The sequence below is a fragment of the Hydrogenophaga sp. T66 genome (assembly GCF_057219855.1).
On record NZ_JBXVVX010000001.1, the window covers coordinates 625,817 to 648,531 of the forward strand.

At 70.5% G+C, this 22,715-nt stretch carries 19 protein-coding genes and 3 tRNA genes; 10 read left to right on the plus strand and 12 right to left on the minus strand.

Annotation, left to right across the window (positions count from 1 at the left end; all coding sequences use genetic code 11):
- Positions 1 to 2: 2 nt before the first annotated feature.
- The 4 genes from gltX (at position 3) to AC2D80_RS02980 (ending at position 1,876) form a co-directional block, all read left to right on the plus strand.
- Positions 3 to 1,388, plus strand: coding sequence for a glutamate--tRNA ligase (gene gltX, locus AC2D80_RS02965; RefSeq protein ID WP_484631487.1), 1,386 nt, complete (start codon positions 3 to 5; stop codon positions 1,386 to 1,388).
- Between the two features lie 105 nt (positions 1,389 to 1,493).
- Positions 1,494 to 1,569, plus strand: a tRNA-Ala gene (locus AC2D80_RS02970).
- A gap of 81 nt (positions 1,570 to 1,650) precedes the next feature.
- Positions 1,651 to 1,726 (plus strand) — tRNA-Glu (locus AC2D80_RS02975).
- 73 nt (positions 1,727 to 1,799) lie between these two features.
- A tRNA-Asp gene (locus tag AC2D80_RS02980) sits at positions 1,800 to 1,876 on the plus strand.
- A 138-nt stretch (positions 1,877 to 2,014) separates the two neighbouring features.
- Here AC2D80_RS02980 and AC2D80_RS02985 read toward each other — a convergent pair.
- The 4 genes from AC2D80_RS02985 to AC2D80_RS03000 all read right to left on the minus strand — a co-directional run bounded on the left by AC2D80_RS02985 (position 2,015) and on the right by AC2D80_RS03000 (position 5,339).
- Positions 2,015 to 2,233, minus strand: a complete 219-nt coding sequence (locus tag AC2D80_RS02985) for a hypothetical protein (protein ID WP_484631488.1) — start codon at positions 2,231 to 2,233, stop codon at positions 2,015 to 2,017.
- Between the two features lie 137 nt (positions 2,234 to 2,370).
- On the minus strand, positions 2,371 to 3,273 hold the full coding sequence (locus tag AC2D80_RS02990) for a DMT family transporter (RefSeq protein WP_484631489.1): 903 nt from the start codon (positions 3,271 to 3,273) through the stop codon (positions 2,371 to 2,373).
- A gap of 15 nt (positions 3,274 to 3,288) precedes the next feature.
- Positions 3,289 to 3,804 carry a methylated-DNA--[protein]-cysteine S-methyltransferase gene (locus tag AC2D80_RS02995; RefSeq protein ID WP_484631490.1) on the minus strand — a complete coding sequence of 172 codons (516 nt, stop codon included), beginning with the start codon at positions 3,802 to 3,804 and terminating at the stop codon, positions 3,289 to 3,291.
- The gene (locus AC2D80_RS03000; protein ID WP_484631491.1) at positions 3,801 to 5,339 is read right to left on the minus strand and encodes a DNA-3-methyladenine glycosylase 2 family protein; all 1,539 of its coding nucleotides are present in this window, start codon (positions 5,337 to 5,339) and stop codon (positions 3,801 to 3,803) included. The genes AC2D80_RS02995 and AC2D80_RS03000 overlap by 4 nt, the downstream gene beginning before the upstream one ends.
- Positions 5,340 to 5,459: 120 nt before the next feature.
- Here AC2D80_RS03000 and AC2D80_RS03005 point away from each other — a divergent pair, with 120 nt between their 5' ends.
- A complete protein-coding gene (locus AC2D80_RS03005; protein WP_484631492.1) occupies positions 5,460 to 6,842 on the plus strand; it encodes a phosphomannomutase/phosphoglucomutase in 1,383 nt (460 codons plus the stop codon).
- Positions 6,843 to 6,886: 44 nt separating this feature from the next.
- On the opposite strand, the gene AC2D80_RS03010 is transcribed toward AC2D80_RS03005, so the two are convergent.
- Positions 6,887 to 8,134, minus strand: coding sequence for a 3-deoxy-D-manno-octulosonic acid transferase (locus AC2D80_RS03010; RefSeq protein WP_484631493.1), 1,248 nt, complete (start codon positions 8,132 to 8,134; stop codon positions 6,887 to 6,889).
- Complete coding sequence (locus tag AC2D80_RS03015; RefSeq protein WP_484631494.1) at positions 8,131 to 9,540, minus strand: 3-deoxy-D-manno-octulosonic acid transferase; 1,410 nt, start codon at positions 9,538 to 9,540, stop codon at positions 8,131 to 8,133. The genes AC2D80_RS03010 and AC2D80_RS03015 overlap by 4 nt, the downstream gene beginning before the upstream one ends.
- Positions 9,541 to 9,712: 172 nt before the next feature.
- On the opposite strand from AC2D80_RS03015, the gene AC2D80_RS03020 reads away from it, so the two are divergent.
- From AC2D80_RS03020 to AC2D80_RS03040, 5 genes are all read left to right on the plus strand, one after another.
- Entirely contained in the window at positions 9,713 to 10,399 is a 687-nt protein-coding gene (locus tag AC2D80_RS03020; RefSeq protein WP_484631495.1) for an acylneuraminate cytidylyltransferase family protein, read from the plus strand.
- Positions 10,396 to 11,463 carry an N-acetylneuraminate synthase family protein gene (locus tag AC2D80_RS03025; RefSeq protein WP_484631496.1) on the plus strand — a complete coding sequence of 356 codons (1,068 nt, stop codon included), beginning with the start codon at positions 10,396 to 10,398 and terminating at the stop codon, positions 11,461 to 11,463. Before AC2D80_RS03020 ends, AC2D80_RS03025 begins: the two co-directional genes overlap by 4 nt.
- 1 nt (position 11,464) lies before the next feature.
- Complete coding sequence (neuC, locus tag AC2D80_RS03030; RefSeq protein ID WP_484631497.1) at positions 11,465 to 12,583, plus strand: UDP-N-acetylglucosamine 2-epimerase; 1,119 nt, start codon at positions 11,465 to 11,467, stop codon at positions 12,581 to 12,583.
- A gap of 64 nt (positions 12,584 to 12,647) precedes the next feature.
- On the plus strand, positions 12,648 to 13,841 hold the full coding sequence (locus AC2D80_RS03035) for an O-antigen ligase family protein (RefSeq protein ID WP_484631498.1): 1,194 nt from the start codon (positions 12,648 to 12,650) through the stop codon (positions 13,839 to 13,841).
- Entirely contained in the window at positions 13,838 to 14,932 is a 1,095-nt protein-coding gene (locus AC2D80_RS03040) for a hypothetical protein (protein ID WP_484631499.1), read from the plus strand. The genes AC2D80_RS03035 and AC2D80_RS03040 overlap by 4 nt, the downstream gene beginning before the upstream one ends.
- Before the next feature lie 6 nt (positions 14,933 to 14,938).
- On the opposite strand, the gene AC2D80_RS03045 is transcribed toward AC2D80_RS03040, so the two are convergent.
- From AC2D80_RS03045 to AC2D80_RS03070, 6 genes are all read right to left on the minus strand, one after another.
- Positions 14,939 to 15,829, minus strand: coding sequence for a hypothetical protein (locus AC2D80_RS03045; protein ID WP_484631500.1), 891 nt, complete (start codon positions 15,827 to 15,829; stop codon positions 14,939 to 14,941).
- Positions 15,826 to 17,160 carry a TolC family outer membrane protein gene (locus AC2D80_RS03050; RefSeq protein WP_484631501.1) on the minus strand — a complete coding sequence of 445 codons (1,335 nt, stop codon included), beginning with the start codon at positions 17,158 to 17,160 and terminating at the stop codon, positions 15,826 to 15,828. Before AC2D80_RS03050 ends, AC2D80_RS03045 begins: the two co-directional genes overlap by 4 nt.
- 63 nt (positions 17,161 to 17,223) lie before the next feature.
- Positions 17,224 to 17,577 carry a rhodanese-like domain-containing protein gene (locus AC2D80_RS03055; RefSeq protein ID WP_484631502.1) on the minus strand — a complete coding sequence of 118 codons (354 nt, stop codon included), beginning with the start codon at positions 17,575 to 17,577 and terminating at the stop codon, positions 17,224 to 17,226.
- Positions 17,578 to 17,607: 30 nt separating this feature from the next.
- Complete coding sequence (locus tag AC2D80_RS03060; RefSeq protein ID WP_484631503.1) at positions 17,608 to 18,297, minus strand: protein-L-isoaspartate O-methyltransferase family protein; 690 nt, start codon at positions 18,295 to 18,297, stop codon at positions 17,608 to 17,610.
- Between the two features lie 84 nt (positions 18,298 to 18,381).
- The gene (locus AC2D80_RS03065; protein ID WP_484631504.1) at positions 18,382 to 21,540 is read right to left on the minus strand and encodes an efflux RND transporter permease subunit; all 3,159 of its coding nucleotides are present in this window, start codon (positions 21,538 to 21,540) and stop codon (positions 18,382 to 18,384) included.
- Between the two features lie 18 nt (positions 21,541 to 21,558).
- Complete coding sequence (locus AC2D80_RS03070; protein ID WP_484631505.1) at positions 21,559 to 22,704, minus strand: efflux RND transporter periplasmic adaptor subunit; 1,146 nt, start codon at positions 22,702 to 22,704, stop codon at positions 21,559 to 21,561.
- Between the last annotated feature and the right edge of the window lie 11 nt (positions 22,705 to 22,715).

Consider the following 22,715-nt stretch of genomic DNA (forward strand, 5'->3'; position numbering starts at 1 on the left):
CCGTGAAAGTCCGCACCCGTTTTGCGCCGTCGCCCACCGGCTTCATTCACCTGGGCAACATCCGCTCCGCCCTGTACCCGTGGGCCTTTGCCCGCTCGCAGGGCGGTGACTTCATCCTGCGCATTGAAGACACCGACCTGGAGCGTTCGTCCCAGGCCGCGGTCGACGTGATCCTGGAGGGCATGGCCTGGCTCGGCCTCGAGCACGACGAAGGCCCGTTCTACCAAATGCAGCGCATGGACCGCTACAAGGCCGTGCTGGCCGACATGCAGGCGCAGGGTCTCGTCTACCCGTGCTACATGAGCGTGGCCGAACTGGACGCGCTGCGCGAACGCCAGATGGCGGCCAAGCTCAAGCCGCGCTATGACGGCACCTGGCGTCCTGAGCCCGGCAAGGTCCTGCCGCCGGTGCCCGATGGCGTCAAACCGGTGCTGCGCTTCAAGAATCCGCAAGGCGGCGTGGTGGCCTGGGACGACAAGGTCAAGGGCCGCATCGAGATCGCCAACGACGAGCTCGACGACCTGGTGATCGCCCGTCCCGACGGCACGCCCACTTACAACTTCTGCGTGGTGGTCGACGACATCGACATGGCCATCACCCACGTGATTCGCGGCGACGATCACGTGAACAACACGCCGCGCCAGATCAACATCTTCCGCGCCCTCGGCAAAGAGCCGCCGGTCTATGCCCACCTGCCAACCGTGCTCAACGAGCAGGGCGAAAAGATGAGCAAGCGCAACGGCGCCAAACCCGTGACGCAGTACCGCGACGAAGGCTACCTGCCGGACGCCATGGTGAACTACCTGGCGCGCCTGGGATGGAGCCATGGCGACGACGAAATCTTCAGCCGCGCCCAGTTCCTCGAATGGTTCGACCTCGACCACCTGGGCCGCAGTGCCGCGCAGTTCGACGAGGCCAAGCTCCGTTGGGTGAACGCACAACACCTGAAGGCGCTGGCCGATGACGCCCTGGCGCCGCTGGTGGCGGTACACCTGCGACGCGAAGGGCTCGCCGACGACGACCGGCTGCCCGCGATTTGCGGATTGTTCAAAGACCGTTGCGACACCACCGTCGCGCTGGCCGGGTGGGCTCGAGCCTTTTACGCCGACGTGAAGCCCGACGCCGTTGAAGCCCAGCAGCACATCACCGAGGCAGTCCGGCCCGCCCTCAGCGCCTTGGCCGAGCGGCTCGAAGCGCTTGAGGCCTGGGACAAGACCGCCATCGCGGCTGCGCTGAAGGGCGTGCTGGCTGACCACGGCCTGAAGATGCCGCAGCTGGCGATGCCGGTGCGCGTGTTGGTCATGGGCACGGCCCAGACACCGTCGCTGGACGCGGTGCTGGCGCTGCACCACAAAAAAGTCGCGGTTGAGCGTTTGCGAAACGCCTGAAAACTGGTCTATAATCTGAGGCTTGCCGGGAAGCAACGGCGCTGAACGAAGCGGTTTGAAAACAAGCGCGTCGCGAAGCAACCGGAGCAGACCAGCAAACCCTGTGGGGGTATAGCTCAGCTGGGAGAGCGCTTGCATGGCATGCAAGAGGTCAGCGGTTCGATCCCGCTTACCTCCACCACATTTGAGGTCGCGCAATGCGGCCGCTTCGAAGCAAAGGCTTCAAGGCGTGCTACAATGCGAGGCTTCCGTCCAAGGACATGACCCTATCGTCTAGAGGCCTAGGACATCACCCTTTCACGGTGAGTACCGGGGTTCGAATCCCCGTAGGGTCGCCAAACATGCCGCGAGGCACGTAGGCACAAGCGAGGCGCTTGGTTCGCAAGAACGAATGCCTGTGGCTGTCTGCCAGGAGTGGTAGTTCAGTTGGTTAGAATACCGGCCTGTCACGCCGGGGGTCGCGGGTTCGAGCCCCGTCCACTCCGCCAACACATGAAATGGCTTGTCTGAGCGATCAGACAAGCCATTTTTCTTGGTGCCTCCGGCCTCTCCATCACCGCTCGGCTCTGGTCGGGCCGGGTCGGTGGCTGATCTCTGAGGCCGCCGACGTGGTGACCTCGAACGATTCAGTGCGGACTCATCGCGCGGTCGATCTGCGCGAGGCTGCGCTCGATGTCTTGTTGGCGCCAGCCCATTTCCTCGCGCGATACGTGTTCCACATGCCCGCAGGCGGTGCACACGAGCCGCGGATCGCGGCGCAGGCTGCCCATCGGCCGGCTCATGTCGTTGCCGCAATCGGGGCAGCGCATCTCCAGACAAAAGGCGTCGGGGTCCATCTTGATCATGCCGGGCTCCACGATCGTCGCCGGGCGGCCGCCCCGCCCAGCGCGTGGGCCGCAGCTTGCGCCGGGTGCGCCCGGGTGTCGATGCGGGCTATCCCGAACGCCGAGCGGCGGGATCGGCGCCCCAGGCGGCGGCCGGATTACGCCGCGCGGCGCTCCAGCCACCCCACGCGAAGGAGGCCGGTGGACAGCGCGGTGCCGCTGACGATGACGATTCCGCAAGCCACCATCCACCCCGTGATCGATTCCCCCAGAAACCACGAGCCGTAAGCGAGTGCGAACACCGGCACCAGAAAGGTGACGGTGAGCGCTTTGCTCGGCCCGGCTTTCGCGATGATGCGGAAGAACAGGATGTAGGCGACCGAGGTGCACAGCAGGGCCACCGCCGCGACGGCCCACCACGCGCCCGCACTGGCCGGCGCCGCGGGCCACCACCACCACATGGGCAACCCCAGACCCATCGCCGCGCCGATCTGGCTGCCGGTGGCGGTGGCCAGCGGGTGGACGCCGGTGAGGTGGCGCTTGGTGAAGCTGGCCGAAAGCCCGTAGCACAGGGTCGCCAGCAGGCAAGCCAGCATGGCCACAATGCCCAGGGCGCCGCCTGCGCTCAGGCCGCTCCAGCCCGACTTGCCGATCACCAGCAGCGCCACGCCGACAAAGCCGATCGCCAGACCGAGCACGCGCGATGGTCCCGGTCGTTCGTGCAGCCACAGCCAGGCCACCACCGCCCCGGTGAGTGGCACGGTGGCGTTGAGGATGGCGGTCAGCCCGGTCGGGATGTGCAGCACCGCGAAGGCGAACAGCAGGAACGGGATGCCGGAATTGAACAGCCCCACGAAGAGAATCGCGCGCCAGCGCGCCCTGAAGCTCGCCCAGACGCCCGGCCAGGCAAACACCGGCAGGAGGAACAGCGCGGCCAGCCCCACCCGCAGCCCGGCGGTGGCCACCGGACCGAACTCGGCCGCACCGAGCCGCATGAACAGGAACGACGAACCCCAGAGGGCGGCGAGCACCAGAAATTCCAGCGCGAGGATGGGTGTCATGGGCGGGAGGAGGGGTCAGAGCAGGCGATGAGCGCCGGATTCCATCTCAAGCAACGCGATCTTGCGTTCAAGGCCGCCCGAGTATCCGGTGAGCGCGCCCGAGGCCCCGACCACCCGGTGACAGGGCACGACCACGCTCAGTGGGTTTGCGCCCACCGCCGCGCCGACCGCCCGGACGGCGCGGGGGCGATCGATGCGCCGGGCGATGTCGCCATAGCTGGTGGTCTGGCCGCTGCCGATGTCGCACAGCGCTGCCCACACGGCGGTCTGGAAGGCGGTGCCATGGCTCAGGTCCAGCGGCCCGTCCCAGGGCGTGCGTGGGTCGCGGTAGAACGCCTCGAACCACGCGGCGGCGTCGCGCAGCACCGGGTCTGCCGGCGCATCGGGCCACCGGGCGAGCGCGGCGGCCGGGGGTGGGTCGCGCTGGTCGTGAAACCAGGCGCCGGCCAACCCGGCGTCGGTGGCGGCGAGCCACATGGGTCCGAGCGGGGAATCGATGCGGCGCTTGCGGGCGTACAGCGGCAGTGTCATGTCGGGGATCTCCAGAGGCCGGCCCACAGGGCCAGGGTGGCGTAACCGCGCCACGGGCGCCAGCGCTCGGCCATCGCCGCGGCTTGACGCTCACGGCCCAGCGGCGATCCATCGAGCGACAGCGCCCGGTGCAGCGCGACGTCGCCCGGTGGCCACGCGTCGGGCCAGCGCAGCGCGCGCAGGGCAATGTAGTGGGCGGTCCAAGGGCCCACGCCGGGCAGCCCCGTGAGGGTGGCGAGCGTGCGCTCCGGGTCCGCATGGGGGCTGAGATCGAGCGCGCCGTCGTCCACCGCCCGCGCCAGCGCCAGCAGCGCCGCCTGACGCTGCCGCACGATGCCCATGCCCCCGAGGGCGTCGCCCTGCAGCCGGGCCACGGCCGCAGCGTCGGGAAACGCGTGGGTGAGCCCGGGCCAGGGCGTGGACACGGGCTCGCCGGCCAGGGCGACCAGACGCTGGGCGATGGTGCGGGCGGCCGCCACCGAGATCTGCTGACCCAGCACAGCGCGCGCCGCGAGTTCGAACCCGCACGGGCCGCCGGGCACGCGCAGGCCTTCGGCCTGCGGAAACTCGGTGCCGAGCGAGGCGTGGATGGCGGCAGGGTCGGCGTCGAGATCGAACCAGGCGCGGGCCTGCCAGGCCAACGCGGGCAGGCCGCCGTGCAAACCGTCGCTGGCGCTCAGGATGAGCCGGTGACGCTCGGCATCCAGCCGGGCGTGTACCCAGCCGATGTGCGAGCGGCCGCCGGCCTGCAGCCGCACCACGCGACGCAGCTCGCCGGCCACGGGATCGACCTGCTCCACCCCGGGCAGCGCGCGCTCGGCGAAAAAGCGCCACAGGGCCGGCGCGTTCAGCGGCGGGCGCCAGGCCAGCAGCAGGGTCGCATCGCCTGCGCCTGCGCCTGCGCCTGCGCCGCGCCGCCGCAGGCCGGTGGGATGGAGGCCGTACTGGCCGAGGAAGGCGTCGTTGAAGCGGCGCACACTGCCAAAGCCCGCCGAACGCGCCACCTCGGCCACCGGCAGGTCGGTGTCGGTCAGGAGCTGTTTGGCGGCCAGCAGGCGGCGTGTCTGCCAATAGCGCAGCGGGGTCACGCCCAGGCGCTCGTCGAACACGCGGCGCAGGTGCCGGTCGCTCACGCCGAGGTGCCGGGCCAGCGCCGCCACGCCCGCGGGGCGGTCGCCGGTGGGCCAGCGCTGCGGGTCGTCGAGCCAATCGGTGGCGTGACGCAGCAGCAGATCGCCCGCGTCGTGCGTGGTCCAGCGTCGCTCGCGCGGGGCGAGTTCGGGGCGGCAGCGCAGGCAGGGCCGAAAGCCCGCCTGTTCCGCCTGGGCGGCATCGTCGAAAAACCGGCAGTGGCGGCGCAGCGGCGTGCGCACGCTGCACACCGGCCGGCAATAGATGCCGGTGCTGGTGACGCCAGTGAAGAAGCGGCCATCGAAGCGGGGATCGCGCGCGCACAGCGCCCGGTAGCGCACGGTGTCGCGGTCCGTGGCGTCGGACGCGTTCGGCGTGGCGGGGGCGGCAAGCGGGCTTGTCATGCGGCGATGGTAGGCGGCTTGCCGCTCGGGTGCTGGCCATTTCCGGACGTCTGCCTGCACGCCGGTTCGTCCGGGGGCGGCTCCTACAATGAATGCTTTTGTCCCACGGGAGAACTTGGCATGCAGGTGGCCGCGTCGATTTTCAAGGCGTATGACATCCGGGGTGTGGTGCCGACCACCTTGAACGAGGAGGTCGCCGAGGCGCTCGGACGGGCCTTTGGCGCCACGGCCAGGCAAGCCGGCGAAACCACCGTGGCGGTCGGCCGCGACGGCCGCCTTTCCGGGCCGGCGCTGTCGGCGGCCCTGATCCGTGGCCTCGTGCAGGCCGGGATCGACGTGGTCGACGTGGGCATGGTGACCACCCCGATGCTGTATTTCGCGGCGAGCACGGTCTGCCGCAGCGGCATTCAGGTCACCGGCAGCCACAACCCGAAGGACTACAACGGGTTCAAGATGGTGCTGGCCGGTCGCGCGATTTATGGCGACGACATCCAGGCGCTGCGCGCGCTGATCGAGTCCGACGGCGCGCCGCGCGCGGACGGCGGCCGGGTGCGCCACCTGTCGGTGGACGCGGCGTACCGCGACCGCATCGTCGGTGACGTGCGGCTGGCGCGGCCGATGAAGATCGTGGTCGATTGCGGCAACGGCGTGGCCGGGGCCTCCGCCCCCGCCTTGTTCCGCGCGCTGGGCTGCGAGGTCATCGAGCTGTTCAGCGAGGTGGACGGCGAGTTTCCCAACCACCACCCCGATCCCAGCAAGCCCGAAAACCTGCGCGACGTGATCCGCACGCTGCAGGCGACCGACGCCGAACTCGGCCTGGCCTTTGACGGCGACGGCGACCGCCTGGGCATCGTCACCAAGGATGGGCAGAACATCTTTCCCGACCGGCAGATGATCCTGTTTTCGCGCGATGTGCTGTCGCGCGTGCCGGGCGGGGCCATTGTGTTTGACGTGAAGTGCTCGCAGCGACTGGCGCCCGCCATCGAAGCCGCGGGTGGCGTGCCGCACCTCTACAAGACCGGCCATTCGCTGATCAAGGCCCGCATGCGCGAGCTCGACAGCCCGCTGGGTGGCGAAATGAGCGGCCACATCTTTTTCAAGGAGCGCTGGTACGGCTTCGACGACGGCACCTACGCCGGCGCGCGGCTGCTGGAGATCGTCAGCCGCGCCTCCGACGCCAGCGCGGTCCTCAACGCGCTGCCGACCAGCCACAGCACGCCGGAGATCAACGTGGCCTGTGCCGAGGGCGAGCCGCACGCGCTGGTCAAGCGTCTGGTGGAACTCGCCCGGTTCGACGCGCCGGCGCGCGTGTCCACCATCGACGGCGTGCGGGTGGATTGGCCCGACGGGTTCGGCCTGATCCGGGCGTCCAACACGACGCCGGTGCTGGTGCTTCGGTTTGAAGGCCAGACGCCCGAGGCGCTGCACCGCATCGAAACCGCGATGACGGGATTGCTGCGCCAGGCCAAGCCCGACGCCGTGCTGGGCGCCGCGGCGCACTGAGCCGCCGCGCGGGCCCGACTCCAGGCCGGACGTGAAGGCGAACGCTAGGGCTGAGCCGGCAGTCGCTGCACCAGGTCGTCGATCACGCCCTCGGCCTGGGGATCGCTCCAGGCCTGGCCACCCGGCGCGGGATGGCGCCAGACGGCCTGCACCGCGGTGACCACGCCGCTGGCGTCGCGCACCGGCGTGCTCAGCCCGAGCGCGTCAAGCCGGCTGTAGCTCTCGGCGAAGTTCGAGACGTGCGGCCCATGGAGCACGGCGCAGCGCAGAGCCAGCGGCTCGTGCGGGTTGTGCCCGCCGACCGGGGCGATCGACCCGCCGACCAACGCGACCGGCGCCAGCCGGTACCACAGCCCCATCTCGCCAATGGTGTCGGCCACGTACACCGCGGTGTTGTCCCCCGGCGTGTTGGCGCCGGCGCTGCGCAGCGGGGCGCCCCCGGCGAGCGCGGCCACCTCGGCACCGCGCGCGGGCGCCCTGGGCGCGATGATCAACAGCGCGTCGGGCTGGGCCTGGCGCAGGCGCGCGTGGGCCTGCAGCGCCAGCGATTCTTCGCCGGGGTGGCTGGACGCCAGCAGCCAGACCGGGCGCGTGCCGAGTGCCGCCTGCCAGGTGGCGAGGTCTTCCGCGTCGCAGGCCAGCGGCGGCACCAGCGACTTGATCGTGCCGCACACGACCACCCGCTCGGCCGGCGCGCCCAGCGTCACGAGACCGTCGCGCGTGGTGTCGTTCTGCGCGTACAGCGCGGCGAAGCCGGGCAACAGGCCCTGGTACAGGCCGCGTCCCCAGCGCCGACGCGCCAGCGACTCGGCCGAGAGGCGGGCGTTCACCAGCACACGGCCGATGCCGCGCCGGTCGGTGGCGTCGATCAGCGCCGGCCACAGGTCCATCTCGCACCACACCGCCAGCGACGGCCGCCAGTGGTCGAGAAAGCGGTTGACCGCACCCGGCGTGTCCACCGGCGCGAACTGGTGCTGGCAGCGCGGGGGCAGTCCGGTGCGTTTCAGCGCGTCGCCCGAGGTCCGCGCCGTGGTCGTGATCAGGAAATGCAGGTCGGGCCGCCGCTCGCCCAGCCGGGCGAACAGTCCCGCCAACGCCATCGCTTCGCCCACGCCGACGGCGTGGCCCCACACCAGGGGTCCGGCGGGTCGCTGCGCGTACTCGCTGCCGAGCTTCTGACGCACGCTGCGCGGCGTTTCCTTACCCCGGCGCAGACGCCGTTGCAAGCCCCAGCGCCACAGGGGCGCGAGCAGGCGCGTGGCGACCAGGTAGCTGCGCAGCGCCAGCGTCATCGCGACTCCAGCCAGGGGAGCAGGGCGGCGAGGTGCTTGTCGGCCGCACCGCCGTGTTCGGCAAAAAAGGCCTCGGCGCCAGCGATCGCCTGGGCGTAGGCCGAGGGCGAGGTCAGCAGGCTGATCAGCGCGGCGGCCAGCGATGCCGCATCGGCGTGTTGCTGCAACACGCCCGCTGCCAGCGCTTCCACGCCCGGGTATTCGATGCCCCAGATGCTCGGCCCGACCATGACCGGCTTCTTCAGCGCCAGCGGTTCGATCACATTGTGGGCGCCCATCGGCACGAACGACGCTCCCACCACCACCACCTGCGACAGCGCGAGGTAGGCGTACATCTCGCCCAGCGAATCGCCGAGCAGCACGTCCACCGCGGCCATGACCGGCGCATCGGGGCGGGGGGCCAGTTTCGCATCCAGCGCGGTGCTGCGCCGGGCCACGCGCAGGCCGGCGGCCCCGAGCAGTTGAGCCACCGCGTCAAAACGCTGCGGGCTGCGCGGCACGTAGACCACCAGCAGCGGCGGCAGTCCGGCCGCGGCCACACCCGCCTGCACCCGGCGGATGGTGTCGATGAAGGTGTCGTCCTCGCCGACGATGGCGCTGGCAAAGCAGACCACCGGCCGGCCGCCCGGCACGCCGGTGGCCAGGCGCCACGGCGCCAGCAGCGCGGCGGCCGCCGCGAGTTGCGCGGCGGACACCGGCAGGTCAAACCGCGTCTCGCCCGCCACCACCACGCGCGGTACGCCCACGTCGCGGAAGCGCACCGCGTGGGTCTCGCTCTTGCACAGCACAAGTTCGTAGGCCTGGAACAAGCGCGCCCGAAAGCCCCACCAGCGCTGGCGGTCGCGCTCAATGCTCTTCTTCGGGTATTGGGCGTTGGCCATCGCCAGCGGCACACCGGCGCGACGGATCGTGGCCAGCAGCACCGGCCAGGTGTCGATCTCCGTCATCACCGCCGCCCGCGGCTTCGCCCGCCGGATGAAGCGCCGCACCGCCCACGACAGCTCCAGCGGCACCCAGGCCACCCGCAGCCGGCCCGCAGCGATGTCATCGGCGAACAAGGTGTGGGCCGCGCCGCGACCCGCGGGCGTGAGCGTGGTGACCAAGACCGGCAGTCCCCGGGCCAGCAGCGCGCGGATCAAGGGGGCGGCGCCACGCAGCTCGCCCATCGACGCCGAATGCACCCACAGTGGTTGCTCCAGATCGCGCGGCGCGGCGCCGAACCGTTCGCTCCAGAACTGCCGGTACAGCGGCTCGCGCGCCCCGCGCCGCCAGAAAAACACCAGCACCGCCGGCAGCAACAGGTGCCACACCAGTTCGTAAAGCGCGATCAACAGCGTCAGGCCGGCGTCCGGCGGAAAGGGCCGGGCGGCGGGGGCGGGGCGTGACGGCTCGGCGGCAGCAGGCATGCGGTACGGGGTGGGGTGGATCGGCTGATGGTTCTGGCGGTGACCTGGGCGCCGCGCGCCCACCGGCGCGGGCCGTGCGCCCAAGGCTTTTCAGTATAGTGACGCCCTGCGACGCGCCCCGGCACGCCCCATCCGGTCTGCCGCCGCTGCGCCGTCCTTCCCCCCGTTTCCCATGCACGCCCCCACCTCCGCCTGGACCGCCGTCATTCCGCTGCGCGCCGGCTCCCAGGGGCTGCCGGGCAAAAACGTGCGCGAGCTCGCCGGGCGCCCGCTCTACCGCCACAGCGTGGACCAGGCGCTGGCCGCCGGCGCCACCCGCGTGCTCATCACCACCGACATTCCGGAGGTGCTGCGGGCTGCGCTGCCCGCCGGCGTGGCGTGTCTGGAACGACCGCCCGCGCTGGCCGGCCATGCCGTTCCGATGGACCCGGTCCTCGTCCACGCCTTGCAAGCCGGAGCGGTGGCCGGGCCGGTGGTGCTGTTGCAGGCGACGTCGCCGCTGCGGGCACCGGCCGACATCCGCGCCGCGCTCGCCGTGTTCGCCCGCGGCGATCACGAGCTGGTGATGAGCGTTACCGACGCCGACCGCGGCGTGCTCAAGTGGGGGCGGGTGGACGGCGACCGGTTCGTCCCGCTGTCCGACCCGGCGCACTGCTTCGCCAACCGCCAGAGCCTGCCGCCCGTGGTCCGGCCCAACGGGGCGGTCTACGTGTTTGACGCCGCGGCGTTCCTGGCCCGCGGCACGCTGGCCTGTGAACGCATCGGCATGGTGCTGATGCCCCCCGAGCGCAGCCACGACATCGACACCCTTCACGACTTCGAGCGCGCAAGCGCGTTGCTGACAAGGAATTCCGCATGAACACCCCCCGCATGACGATTGCCCACCGCGTGATCGGCGCCGACCAGCCGCCGCTGGTGGTGGCCGAGATCGGCATCAACCACGGCGGCAGCCTCGACGTGGCCAAGGGCATGGTGCTGGCGGCGCACCGCGCCGGCTGCGAAATGGTCAAGCACCAGACCCATTTCGTCGAGGACGAGATGACCGACGAGGCCAAGGCGATCTTTCCGCCCAACGCCGACAAGTCAATCTGGGACGTGATGGCCGAGTGCGCGCTGTCCAAGGACGAGGAGATCGCTCTCAAGCGCTACGCCGAGTCGCTGGGCATGATCTACATCTCCACGCCGTTCTCCCGCGCGGCCGCTGATTTCCTGGCCGAGATCGGTATCGCGGCCTTCAAGATCGGCTCGGGGGAGTGCAACCACGTGCCGCTGGTGCGCCACATCGCCAGCTTCGGCAAGCCCGTCATCATGAGCACGGGCATGCAGACCATCGATGGCCTGCGCGGCTCGGTGCAGGCGCTGGACGAGGCCGGCGTGCCGTACGCGCTGCTGGAGTGCACCAACCTGTATCCCTCGCCGCCGGAGATCGTGAGCCTGCAGGGCATCGGCGAGTTGCGCCAGGCCTTCCCGCGCGCGGTGATCGGTTTTTCCGACCACAGCATCGGCCCGGAGATGGCGCTGTCGTCGGTGGCACTCGGCGCCTGCATCCTGGAGCGTCACTTCACCGACACCCGTTACCGCAAGGGCCCCGACATTCCCTGCTCGATGGACCCGGCCGAGCTGAAGTTCCTGATCGACCGCTCGCGCGAGATTCACACCGCGCTGATGAACCCCAAGGTGCGCACCGCCCCGGAGGAGGATGTCTACCGCTTTGCGCGCGGCTCCATCGTGGCCGACCGCGATTTGCCGGCCGGCCATGTGATCACCCCGGCCGACATCTGGGCCCGACGCCCGGGCTCGGGCGAGATCTCGGTGCAGCACTTCGATCGCCTGGTGGGCGCCCGCACCACCCGGGCCCTGCGCCGCAACCAGCAGCTCGTGTGGTCCGATCTCGACGGCGTGGCCCCGCAGGCCAACAGCTGACATGACCCGCCGCCTGCTCTTCGTCACCGGCACGCGCGCCGACTACGGCAAGCTCGAACCGCTGGCCATCGCCGCGCGCGACGCCGGTTTTGCGATCAGTTTTTTCGTCACCGGCATGCACATGATGCGCCGCTACGGCGAGACGCGCCTGGAGGTGCGGCGCTTCGCCGGGGCTGAGTGCTTCGAATACGTCAACCAGCGCGAGGGCGACGCGCAGGACTTCATCCTCGCCAAGACGATCCTGGGGTTCTCCGACTTCGTGCACGAGCACCGCCCCGACCTCGTGGTCATCCACGGCGACCGCGTGGAAGCGATGGCGGCTTCCATCGTCTGCGCGATGCGCTACATCCCCTCCGCCCACATCGAGGGCGGCGAGGTGTCGGGCACCATCGACGAGAGCATCCGCCACTGCAACACCAAGCTCTGCAGCACCCACTTCGTCAGCTCCGAGCCGGCCCGCCAGCGCGTCCTCGCCCTGGGCGAAGCCGCCGACAGCATCTACACCATCGGCTCGCCCGAACTCGACACCCACGCCCGTCCCTCCGGCGTTTCGCTCGACGAGGTGCGCCAGCGCTATGCCATCCCCTTCGCCGATTTCGGCATCGCGGTGTTCCACCCGGTCACGTCGGAGGCGGCATCGATGGGGCGGCAGGCCCAGTCGCTGTTTGGCCGCCTCGAGGCCAGCGGCCGGCACTTCGTGGTGATTGCTCCCAACAACGACCCGGGCACCGAGGGCATCTTCGCGGTGATCGAGCAGCTGCCGCCGCAGCGCTTCCGCGTGATTCCGTCGATGCGCTTCCATTACTTCAGCGAGCTCATGAAACACGCCAGCGCGATGGTGGGCAACAGCAGCGCCGGCGTGCGCGAGGCGCCCTTCCTGGGCCTGCCGAGCCTGGACGTGGGCAGCCGCCAGCACAAGCGGGCCAGCGGTCCCTCGATCACCGCCACCAGCGCTTTCGACACCGACACCATCGACCGCTTCCTGCGCGAGACCTGGGGCCGGCGTTTCCCGGGCGACACCACGTTCGGCGCGGGCGATGCCGCGGCGCGGTTCGTGGCGGTGCTGCGCGACGAGGCGTTCTGGCAGCGGCCCTTGCAGAAGGCGTTTGCGGGTGAGTAACGGGGCGGCGAGCCGGACCTCCGACGGTGGCCTGCTGCCGCGCGTCACCCGTGGCGCCGACACCTTGGCCCGCGGCGCCGCGGTGGCGCTCCTGCTCGGGGTGCCGACGTCGATCGCGCTGGTGAACATCGCGCTGCTGTTGCTGTTGCTGGGTTGGCTGGCGGGCGGACGCTGGGGCGCAAAGTGGGACGCTGTGCGCACCAACCCGATCAGCCTGCCCGCGGCCCTGCTGACGGTGTGGATCGGGGTGGGCGCGCTCTACACCCCCGCCGATCCGGCGGTGGTCAAGGCCCACTTCTACGTGTACAGCAAGCTGCCGCTGATGCTCGTGTTGCTCACGTTGTTCGACGAGCCCCGCTGGCGCGCCCGGGCCTGGTGGGCCTTTGCGGCGGGCTGTCTGATCACGCTGGTGTCGACCTACGCCAACGTGTGGGTTCAGGTGCCCTGGTCCGATTCGCACAACCAGGGTTTTGGCGAGTCCCACCATGTGTTCAACGACTACATCGCGCAGGGCCTGGCCACCGCGGTGTTTGTGGCGTGGCTGGCGGCGCAGGCGTGGGCCACGGAGAACGCCCGCTGGCGCGCCGGCCTGATCGCGGTGGCCGCGCTCGCGGTGTTCAGCGTGACCCACCTGCTGGCCGGTCGCACGGGGCAGGTGGTGCTGATCGCGCTGGCGCTGGCGGTGATTGCGGTGGCGGTGCCCGTGCGCCGCTGGTGGCGGCCGCTGCTGGGGCTGGTGGCTGTGGTGGCGGTGAGCGTGGTCAGCTCGCCCCTGATCCGGGAGCGGACCGGCGAGGTTCTGGATCAGGCGCGGCAGTACGAGCAGGCCGGCGTCGTCTCCACCTCCACCGGCGCGCGGCTGGACATGTGGCGCCACGCGATGGACATGGCCGCGCAGAGCCCGGTGTGGGGCCACGGCACCGGCGGTTACCGCGCGCTGGCGTCGCAGGTCTACACCGACCCGGTGCAGTGCGCGATTTCCTGCATCCACCCCCACAACCAATACCTCTTCTTTCTCGTGGACCACGGCGTGGTCGGGCTGGCGCTGTACGTGTGGCTGTTGTGGGCGGCGGCCTGGGCGTGGCGCGGCCGGGCCGTGCCCGAGCGGGTGCTGGCCGCGGGCTTCCTGGCGGTGCTGGTGGTCGACGGATTCATCAATGGCCCGTTCTGGGTGACGACCGAGCGGCACCTGTTCGCGTCGGTGCTGCCGCTGCTGATGGCCGGCTGGGCGGCCCACCGCGCGGGGGCCCGACCGTGATCCCGGCCTGGAAGCTGCGCCGCGAATGGGAGAGCCTGAAGCAGCAGCTCCAGGCGCTGCCGGAGCGGTGGATCGGCCCCGCGCGGCAACGCCGGTTGGACGCGCGCTTTCCGGCCGATTGCCGGGTGCGTGACGGCGCAGTGCCTCTGGGTGAGAAGGTCGCCATCCTGTTGCTGTACCAGCCCCGCGGCATGGCCGCTTCCGCGCTGGCCACGGTCGAGCACCTGACCGGTCGCGGTTACGCCGTGCTGGCGGTGGTCAATCACCCGGTCAGCCCCGCCGATGCCGAGCGCCTGCTGCCGCGGGTGTGGCGCTGTGTGGAGCGGCCCAACTTCGGTTACGACTTCGGCGGTTACCGGGATGCCATCCGCCTGCTCCAGCGCTGGCGCGTCGAGCCCGCGCACACGCTGCTGCTCAACGACAGCGTGTGGTTTCCGCTCGACCCGGCTGAGGGCCTGATCGGCGCGTTCGAGGCGTCGCCCGCCTGGTTCGGCGGCGCCTTTCGCTTTGTCGACCCCCCGGGGCACGACGCGGAGCACGCCGGCATTTTTCTGTCCTACTGCTTCCATTTCCGCGCGCCGCTGTGGCGCCACGACGCCTTCGTGGCCTTCTGGCGCGACTACGTGTGTTCGAGCAACAAGGTGCTGACTGTCAAGCGCGGTGAACGCGGCTTCTCGCGCGCGCTGTTTGCCGCCGGCGTGCCCAGCGAGGGCGTGTGGTCGCGCGACCGCCTGCTGGAGGCGCTGCAGCCGCTGCCGGACGCCGAGTGGCGCCGCGTGCTGGATTACGCTGCCTACACCGATGAGCCGCTGGCGCGCGAGCGCGACGCGCTGCTGGCCGAACCGCCGGATGCCCCCGCCTGGCGCGACCGCGCCTGGGCTCACCTGCAGGCCGCGGCCGCGCGGCGCAATCCCTTGTCGACCTTCGTGTACGCCAGCGTGCGCTGGGCGGGCGTGCCCTTCCTCAAGAAGAACGCGGGCGAACTGCAGGTGCGGATGCGCCGTCAGTACCTGCGCGCGGTGGCCGCGGGCGATCTGCCCTCGCCGGGCGACGCGCTGCTGGCCGAGATCCGGGCTCGCACGCCGGACTGACGCGGCTCACACCACGCCGCGGTAGAACTCGCGGATGCGCTCCTGCATGGGGCCGAGCGTGCCGCGCGACCAGATCAGCGCACGGCCCTTGTTGTCGGTGACCACGTCGCCGTCCTGCAGGCGCAGCAGGTTTTCCGGCTTGATGTCGATGCCGTTGAGCGTGACGACCACCTGATGGCGACGCCGCGCGCGGATCCAGGGCATCCAGGGCTTGAGCCACAACCACCAGCGCAGCCGCGACATGTACTCCAGCGTCAGCTTGACGGCGAAACGGTCGCTGATGGCCCGCATGTGGGGCTGCGCGGCCCAGCTGATGAAGCGTTCGTCGGCGGCCATGGGCCGGTAGCCGAGGTCGGGGTGGGCCTCCAGCAACGCGCGGAACCGGGCGGCGATGAAATGGTTGTGCGCCGGGTGGAAGACCACCACCGACGAATTGCCACGGGCGTACTTGCGGCCGTTCGTGCGGCGGTGGATGAAGCGTCCGAGGGGCCCGAACGGGATGATGGCGCTGGGCAGCATGGCCACCGTCTGCGGCGAGGTCATGAGTGCCAGCGCGCGACCCAGGTCGCCGAACACCAGCGAGTCGAGGTCAATGTAGATGGCCGGCAGGTCGGTGGGCAGCACGCCAGGTTCGAACATGCACAGCTTGGCCTGGCAGCCCGCGCGCATGAGCGCCGGCTGCGCAAAGAACGCCGGCATGGGCACCGGGTTGACCCGCGGATCGAGTCCCTCGCGGTCCCGATCGGTGATCAGCGTGAAGCGCGCGACCGTCGCGCTCTGGTCGGCAATGGCGCGGACCAGCCGGTTGATCAGGCTCACCGGGTATTTGGTGCCCCAGCAGATCAGCACGCACTGCCAGGCCGCACGGGCGGGCGGGCTCGCGGTGGATTCGCTCACTTCGCCAGCAGCCCGTTGATCGGCGCGAGGTCTTCTGGCGCCAGCACGCCGCTGGCCTGCCGCAGCCGCAGGTTGCCGAGCAGCACGTTGTAGCGTGCCTGCGCCAGGTCGCGCTTGGTCTGGAACAGCTGGCTCTGCGCGTTGAGCACGTCGATGTTGATGCGCACACCGACCTGATAGCCCAGGCGGTTGGCGTCGAGCGCGCTCTGGCTGGAAGCCTCGGCCGCCTCCAGCGCCTTGACCTGGCCTTCGCCGGAGACCACGCCGAAGAAGGCGGCGCGCGTGGCCTGGTCCACGCCGCGGCGGGCGGCATCGAGGTCGTTGCGGGCCTTTTCCTCGAGCGCCAGTGTTTCCTTGATGCGGTTCTGCGTGGCGAAGCCGGCAAACAGCGGCATGTTGAATTGCACGCCAACGCTGGTGTTGTTGTTGCGCACGTTGCCCGGCACGGTGGTGATGCCCGAGGGCGCGCGGCTCACGCCGTAGGAGGCCACCAGGTCAACCGTGGGCTTGTGGCCGGCCTCGGCCTTGCGGGTTTCAAGCTCGGCGATGTCGAGCGCGCGCCGGGCACTCAGCACGGTGGGGTGCTGCTCGCCCACCCGACTCAGCCACACGTTCGGATCGGCCGGCGACAGCGGGGGCAGGTTCACCGGGGCGGCCAGCGGTTTGGGCGCCGTGCCGCCACGGCCAACCAGCTGGTCCAGGGCCAGCTTCTTCACGCGCAGGTCGTTCTCGGCAGCGATTTCCTGCGCGACGACCAGGTCAAAGCGCGCCTGGGCCTCGCGGGCGTCGGTCACCGTCGCGGTGCCGACCTCGAAGTTGCGTTTGGCGGCGGCCAGCTGCTCGGCCACCGCGGTTTTCTGCGCCTGCACAAAGGTCAGCGTGTCGCCGGCGGCGAGCACGTCGAAGTAGGCCTGCGCGGTGCGCACGATCAGGTCCTGCTCGGCGATCTGCAGCCGGGCCTGCGCAATGTCGCGGGACAGCCCGGCCTGGTCGTTGGCGATGGTGTTGGCCGGCCGGTAGAGCGGTTGCGACGCCGAGAGCGTGGCGCTTTGGCTGCGGCTGGTGCCGTCGAGCAGGTTGTTGCTGCTGTCGCGGCGAGCCCAGCTGGCCGCGGCGCCCAGACCCACCTGCGGCAGCAGGCCGGCGCGCGCCTGATCGGCCTGCGCCTGGCTGGCGTCGAATTGCGCGCGGGCGGCGAGGTAGGCCGCGTCGTAACCGCGCGCGGCCTCGTACAGCTCCAGCAGGCTTTGCGCCTGCGCGCTGCCCAGCGCCGAGAGGGCCAGGGCGGCGGCCAGGGGTCGCAGGGCGTGGAGCATCGCGGTGGGTTTCATGGGCGGTCCTTCGGGTGACGACGGGTGGGGCAGGAGCGGCTTCGCGGGGACGTCGCAGCGGTCTCAGTACAGCGGCACGGCCGGGTCCTTTTCCTGCGACCAGGCGTGGATGCCGCCGTGGATGTTCACCACCTGCGTGTAGCCCTGGTTCATCAGGAAGTGAACGACCTGGGCGCTGCGCGCGCCGTGGTGGCACAGGCAGGCGATCGGGCGGTCGCGGTCCAGTTCGTCCAGCCGCGCCGGCACCGTGCGCATGGGCATCGCCACGAGTTCGAAATCGGTCTGCGGCTTCACGCTGGCGGTCTGCAGCTCCCACGGCTCGCGCACATCCAGCACCACCGGCACGGGCGCGGCGGGATCGTCGGCGCGTTGGGCGCGCAGCCAGTCGTCGAGTTGGGCGGGGCGGATGGCTTGCATGACGGGAGTCGGTGGGTCAGGGTGGGTCGGTCAGAAACGGAACCGCGACGGTGCCGGGAAGTTCCGCAGGCGCGGGGCCACGGTGTCCCACGGCTGGGCGGTGTGGAAGGCGGCGTCGCCGGTGCGGGTGATCACGGTGGCGCGCATCACCGGCTCCTCGCCGACTACGGCCACCAGACGGCCGCCGGGTGCCAGCAGCGAGAGCAGCGCCGGCGGCACTTCGGCGACCGAGCCGCTGAGCACGATCGCGTTGAAGGGCGCAGCGGCACGGCAGGCCGCAAAGTCCTGCGCGGTGGCGTCGGCGGTGATCACCTCGGCGTTGGTCACGCCCGCGGTCTGCAGGTTGGCCCGCGCCTGAGCGGCCAGCGCGGGGTCGATCTCCACGCTCACCACGTGGCGCGCCAGGCGGGCCAGCAGCGCGGCCATGTGGCCGCTGCCGGTGCCGATCTCCAGCACGCTGTCACCGGGCTGCAGCGCCAGGTCCTGCAGCATCCGGGCTTCGACCTTGGGCGCCAGCAGGCACTGGCCCTCGACCGCGGGCTGGTTCAGCGGCAGTTCGAGGTCGGCGAAGGCGAGCGACCGGTGCGCCGCCGGCACGTAGTGTTCCCGCGGGACCTCACCCATCAGGGCCAGCACGCGCGCATCCAGCACCTCCCAGGGGCGGATCTGCTGCTCGATCATGTTGAAACGGGCTTGTTCGAGGGACGGTGCGGCGGTCATGTCGGAACTCCTGGGAGCGGCTCGGAAGCGGTGTGAAAGGGGTGTCGGGGAGGGGTGAGTGATGGCTCAGGGCAACCGGGCATTTTACGAGGCGGGGGTCTGCGACACGGGGCCCGACCAGCGCCGGCGCACCCAGCGCGCGAGGTCGTCGAGGTAGCAGTACACGACCGGCACCACCACCAGGGTCAGCACCGACGACGTGATCACGCCGCCGATCACGGCCTGGCCCATCGGCGCCCGTTGTTCCGAGCCCTCGGTCAGGGCGAAGGCCAGCGGCACCATGCCAAACACCATGGCCAGCGTGGTCATCAGGATCGGGCGCAGCCGGACGCGGGCCGCCAGCAGCAGCGCTTCCTCGCGCGGCAGCGGCGGCTCGCCGTGGTCACCGGCGCGCGCGCGGATGGCGAAGTCCACCAGCAGGATCGCGTTCTTCGTGACCAGACCCATCAGGAGCACGATGCCGATCACCGAAAACATGCTCAGCGTCGAGCCAAACATCAGCAGCGCCAGCACCACGCCGATCAGGGTCAGCGGCAGCGAGGTCATCAGCGCCAGCGGCTGCAGGAAGCTCTTGAACTGGCTGGCGAGGATCATGTAGATGAAGATGATCGCCAGGGCCAGCGCGGAGAGCGCGTAGCCGAAGGACTCGCGCATGTTCTTGGTGGAGCCGCCAAACTCCACCCTGTAGCCCGGCGGCAGCGCGATGCCATCGAGCACGCGCTGGATATCCGCCGTGACCTCGCCGGCCGAGCGGCCATAGACGTTGGCGTTGATGGCGACCTCGCGGTTGAGGTTGCGTCGGTTGATCTGGTTGGCGCCCGTGGCCTCGCGCACCTCGGCGATCTGGTTGAGCGGCACCACCCGCGAGGAGCCGTCGCTGGCCGTGCCGACGGTGAAAGGCAGCTGCGCGAGGTCGGCGGCGCGCTGTCGTTGTTCGGGTGCCAGGCGCACGTTGACGTCGTAGCTCTCGCCGTCCTGTGCGCGCCAGTTGCCCACGGTGACGCCGGCCACCAGCGTGCGCAGGCTCGACGCCACGGCCTGCGTGTTCAGGCCCAGGTCGGAGGCGGCGTCGCGCTTGAGCACCACGTCCACCGTGGGCTTGTTCGGTTTGACGCTCGCGTCCAGATCGACCAGGCCCACGATGGGTCGCACCCGCTCCAGGATCTGCTGGCTGAGCCGCTCCAGCTCGGCGAGGTCATCGCCCTGCAGCGAAAACTCGATCTGCTTGTTGCCGCCCACCGCGTCGAGCAGACCGACGTGGGTCACCGTGATGCCCGGCACCGCGCGCAGCCGCTCGCGCAGCAGCGCCGACATCTGGTCCACGCTGCGCGTGCGGTCCTTGCGGTCGACCAGGCGCACATAGACGCTCGCGTACATCGGGCCCTGTGCGTTGCCGGTGTTGATGGTGGAGAGCGTGTAGCGGACCTCGGGAAACTCGCGCAGGATCGCTTCCACCTCGCGGGTCTTGGCTTCGGTGGCCTGTAACGAGGAGCCCACCGGGGTGTAGAAGTTGAGCGAGGTTTCCGAGAAGTCGGCCTTGGGCACGAACTCGGTGCCCAGCAGCGGCACCATGAACACGCTGCCCACAAAGGTCGCGGCGGCCAGGGCGAGGGTGGCGAGCTTGTGGCGCAGCGACCAGCGCAGCGCGGCCTGGTAGGTGTCGGCCAGCTCGTCCTGGAAGCGGTCGAAGGCATGGGTCACGCGGCCGATGGTGCGGTCGTAGAACGAGCGGGGCCCGTCGGCGCGGCGCTCGATCGCGGGGTCGTGCCACACCGACGAAAGCATCGGGTCGAGCGTGAAGCTCACGAACATCGAGATCAGCACCGCGGCCACCATGGTGATGCCGAACTCGTGGAAGAACTTGCCGATGATGCCGCCCATGAAGCCGATCGGCAGGAACACCGCCACGATCGACAGCGTGGTCGCCAGCACCGCCAGACCAATCTCCTGCGTGCCTTCCATCGCGGCGTTGAAGGGCGTCTTGCCCATCTGCACGTGGCGCACGATGTTTTCGCGGACCACGATCGCGTCGTCGATCAGCAGACCCACCGACAGCGTGAGCGCCATCAGCGTGATCATGTTGATCGTGAACCCGAACAGGTTCATGAAGAAGAAGGTGCCCACCAGCGCGATGGGCAGCGTCAGGCCGGTGATGACCGTCGAGCGCCAGGAGTTGAGGAACAGAAAGACGATCAGCACGGTGAGGATCGCGCCCTCAATCAGCGTCTGGCGCACGTTCTGCACCGACACCCGGATCGGCCGCGAGCCGTCGGCGATCGGCTCCAGCCGCACGCCCGGTGGCACCTCGGCGCCGAGGCTGCCAAGCGCGGCCTTCAGCCCGTCGATCACCGCGATGGTGTTTTCATCCTGCGCCTTTTGCACCTGCAGCAGCAGTGTGCGCTGGCCGTTGTAGAGCGCCAGGCTCTCGACTTCCTGCGTGCCGTCGGTGACGCGGGCGACATCGCCCAGCCGGACCGGCTGGCCGTTGCGCCGGGCCACGATGATCGACTCGAAGTCGCGCGGGTTGGCCAGCCGCGACAGCACCTGCACCACCTGCTCGCGCTCGCCGGTCTTGAGCGTGCCGACCGGCAGGTCCTGGTTTTCGCTGCGCACCGCGGCGTTGACCTGCTCGGTGCTCACGCCCAGCGCCTGCATGGCGCGCGGGTCGAGTTCGATGTTGATGGCGCGGCGGGTGGCGCCCACCAGCGTGACCGAGCCGACGCCGCGCACGTTTTCCAGCCGCTTCTTCAGCACCTGGTCCGCCCAGGTGGTCAGGGCCACCGGCGAGGGCGCGCCTTCGCCCGGCTCGGGCACCACCGCCACCGACCAGATCGAGCGCGCCGCCGGATCGAAACGCAACACGCGCGGCTCCTCCACCTCGTCGCGGAAGGCCGGTCGCAGGATGGCGATCTTCTCGCGCACGTCCTCCGCCGCCTTGCGGCCGTCGACCGTGAGCTGGAACTCGATGATCACCACCGAGCTGCCTTCGTAGCTGCGCGAGGTGAGGGTGTTCACCCCGGCGATCGCGTTGACCGCTTCTTCCACCTTCTTGGTGACCTCCGACTCCACGATCTCCGGCGAGGCGCCGGGGTACGCGGTGGTCACCACCACGACCGGAAAATCGATGTTCGGGAATTGGTCCACCTGCAGGCGCTGCAGCGAAAACGCCCCCAGCACCACGAAGGCGAGCATCACCATGGTGGCGAACACCGGGTTGCGCAACGAGACCTGGGTGAACCACATGGTGCGTGCTTCCCAGGCTCAGCGGGCGTCGGGCGCCTGCACCCGCGTGCCGGCGCGCAGGGCGCCCGCGCTGGCGGCCAGCACCGGGGTGCCCGCGGGCAGTGGCACCGCCCGCATGGGCTCGTCGCCACGCAGGCCGCTCAGGCCGTCGCGCAGGGCGACGTGTTCCACCACGCCATCGCGCAGCACCTGCACGTAGGGTTGCGGCTGGTCGTTGCGTACGGCGGATTGCGGCACGGCGGTGGCGGTGGTCTTGCCCACGGCCACCGTGCCCTGTGCGAACAGGCCCTGGCGCATGCCCGGCGCGGCCTTGACCGTGAGATACACCAGCACGCTGCGGCTGCCGGCCTGCACGCTGGGGTTGATGCGAGAAATCACCGCATCCACCGGCGCGGGCAACCCTTCGATCCGCAGCCGCGCGGACTGGCCGACCGCCAGCGGCGCCGCGTCGCCGGGCGAGACCGCGGCCTCGATCTCGAACGCGCTGAGGTCCACCACCTCCAGCACCCGCGCGTCCAGCGCCACGCGCTCGCCGTTTTGCGCAAGCCGGGCCGACACCTGGCCGTCCAGTGGCGAACGCAGCACCGTGTCGGCGAGGCCTTTGCGGGCGATGTCCAGCGCGGCCAGCGCGGCGCGGTGGTTGGCATGCGCGGCCGCGAGGTTGGCGCTGGAGGTGTCCAGCGCGGTGGGGGAGATGAAGCCCTGCGTGACCAGCGCTTCGTTGTTGCGCTGCGTGCGCTGGGCGATCGCCACCTGCGCCTCGGCCGATGCCGCCTGCTGCTCGGCCTGGCGCACCCGGGCCTGGGCCTCGGTCGGGTCGATGCGGGCGAGCTCCTCGCCGGCGCGCACCGGGTCGCCTTCTCGCTTGCTCAGACCCCGCAGTTCACCGGCCGCCCGCGCCTTCACCGCCGCCGTTTGCAGGGCCTTGAGTGAGCCCGACACCGGCACCGCCTGCACCAGCTCGACGCTGGCCACCGCGATCACATCCGCCGGCGCCAGCCGATACACCGGCGCCTCCTGGAGGCTCTGGGCCGCGCTGCGGGCCGCGGCGGCGGTGGCCTCACGCTTGTGCAGCGCCCGCCCCACGCCCCACGCCACCGCGACCACGAGCAACAACAACAGGGCCAGCTGAACACGGGCGGCGCGGGTCTGGGGCAAACGCATGGGAGGGAGGG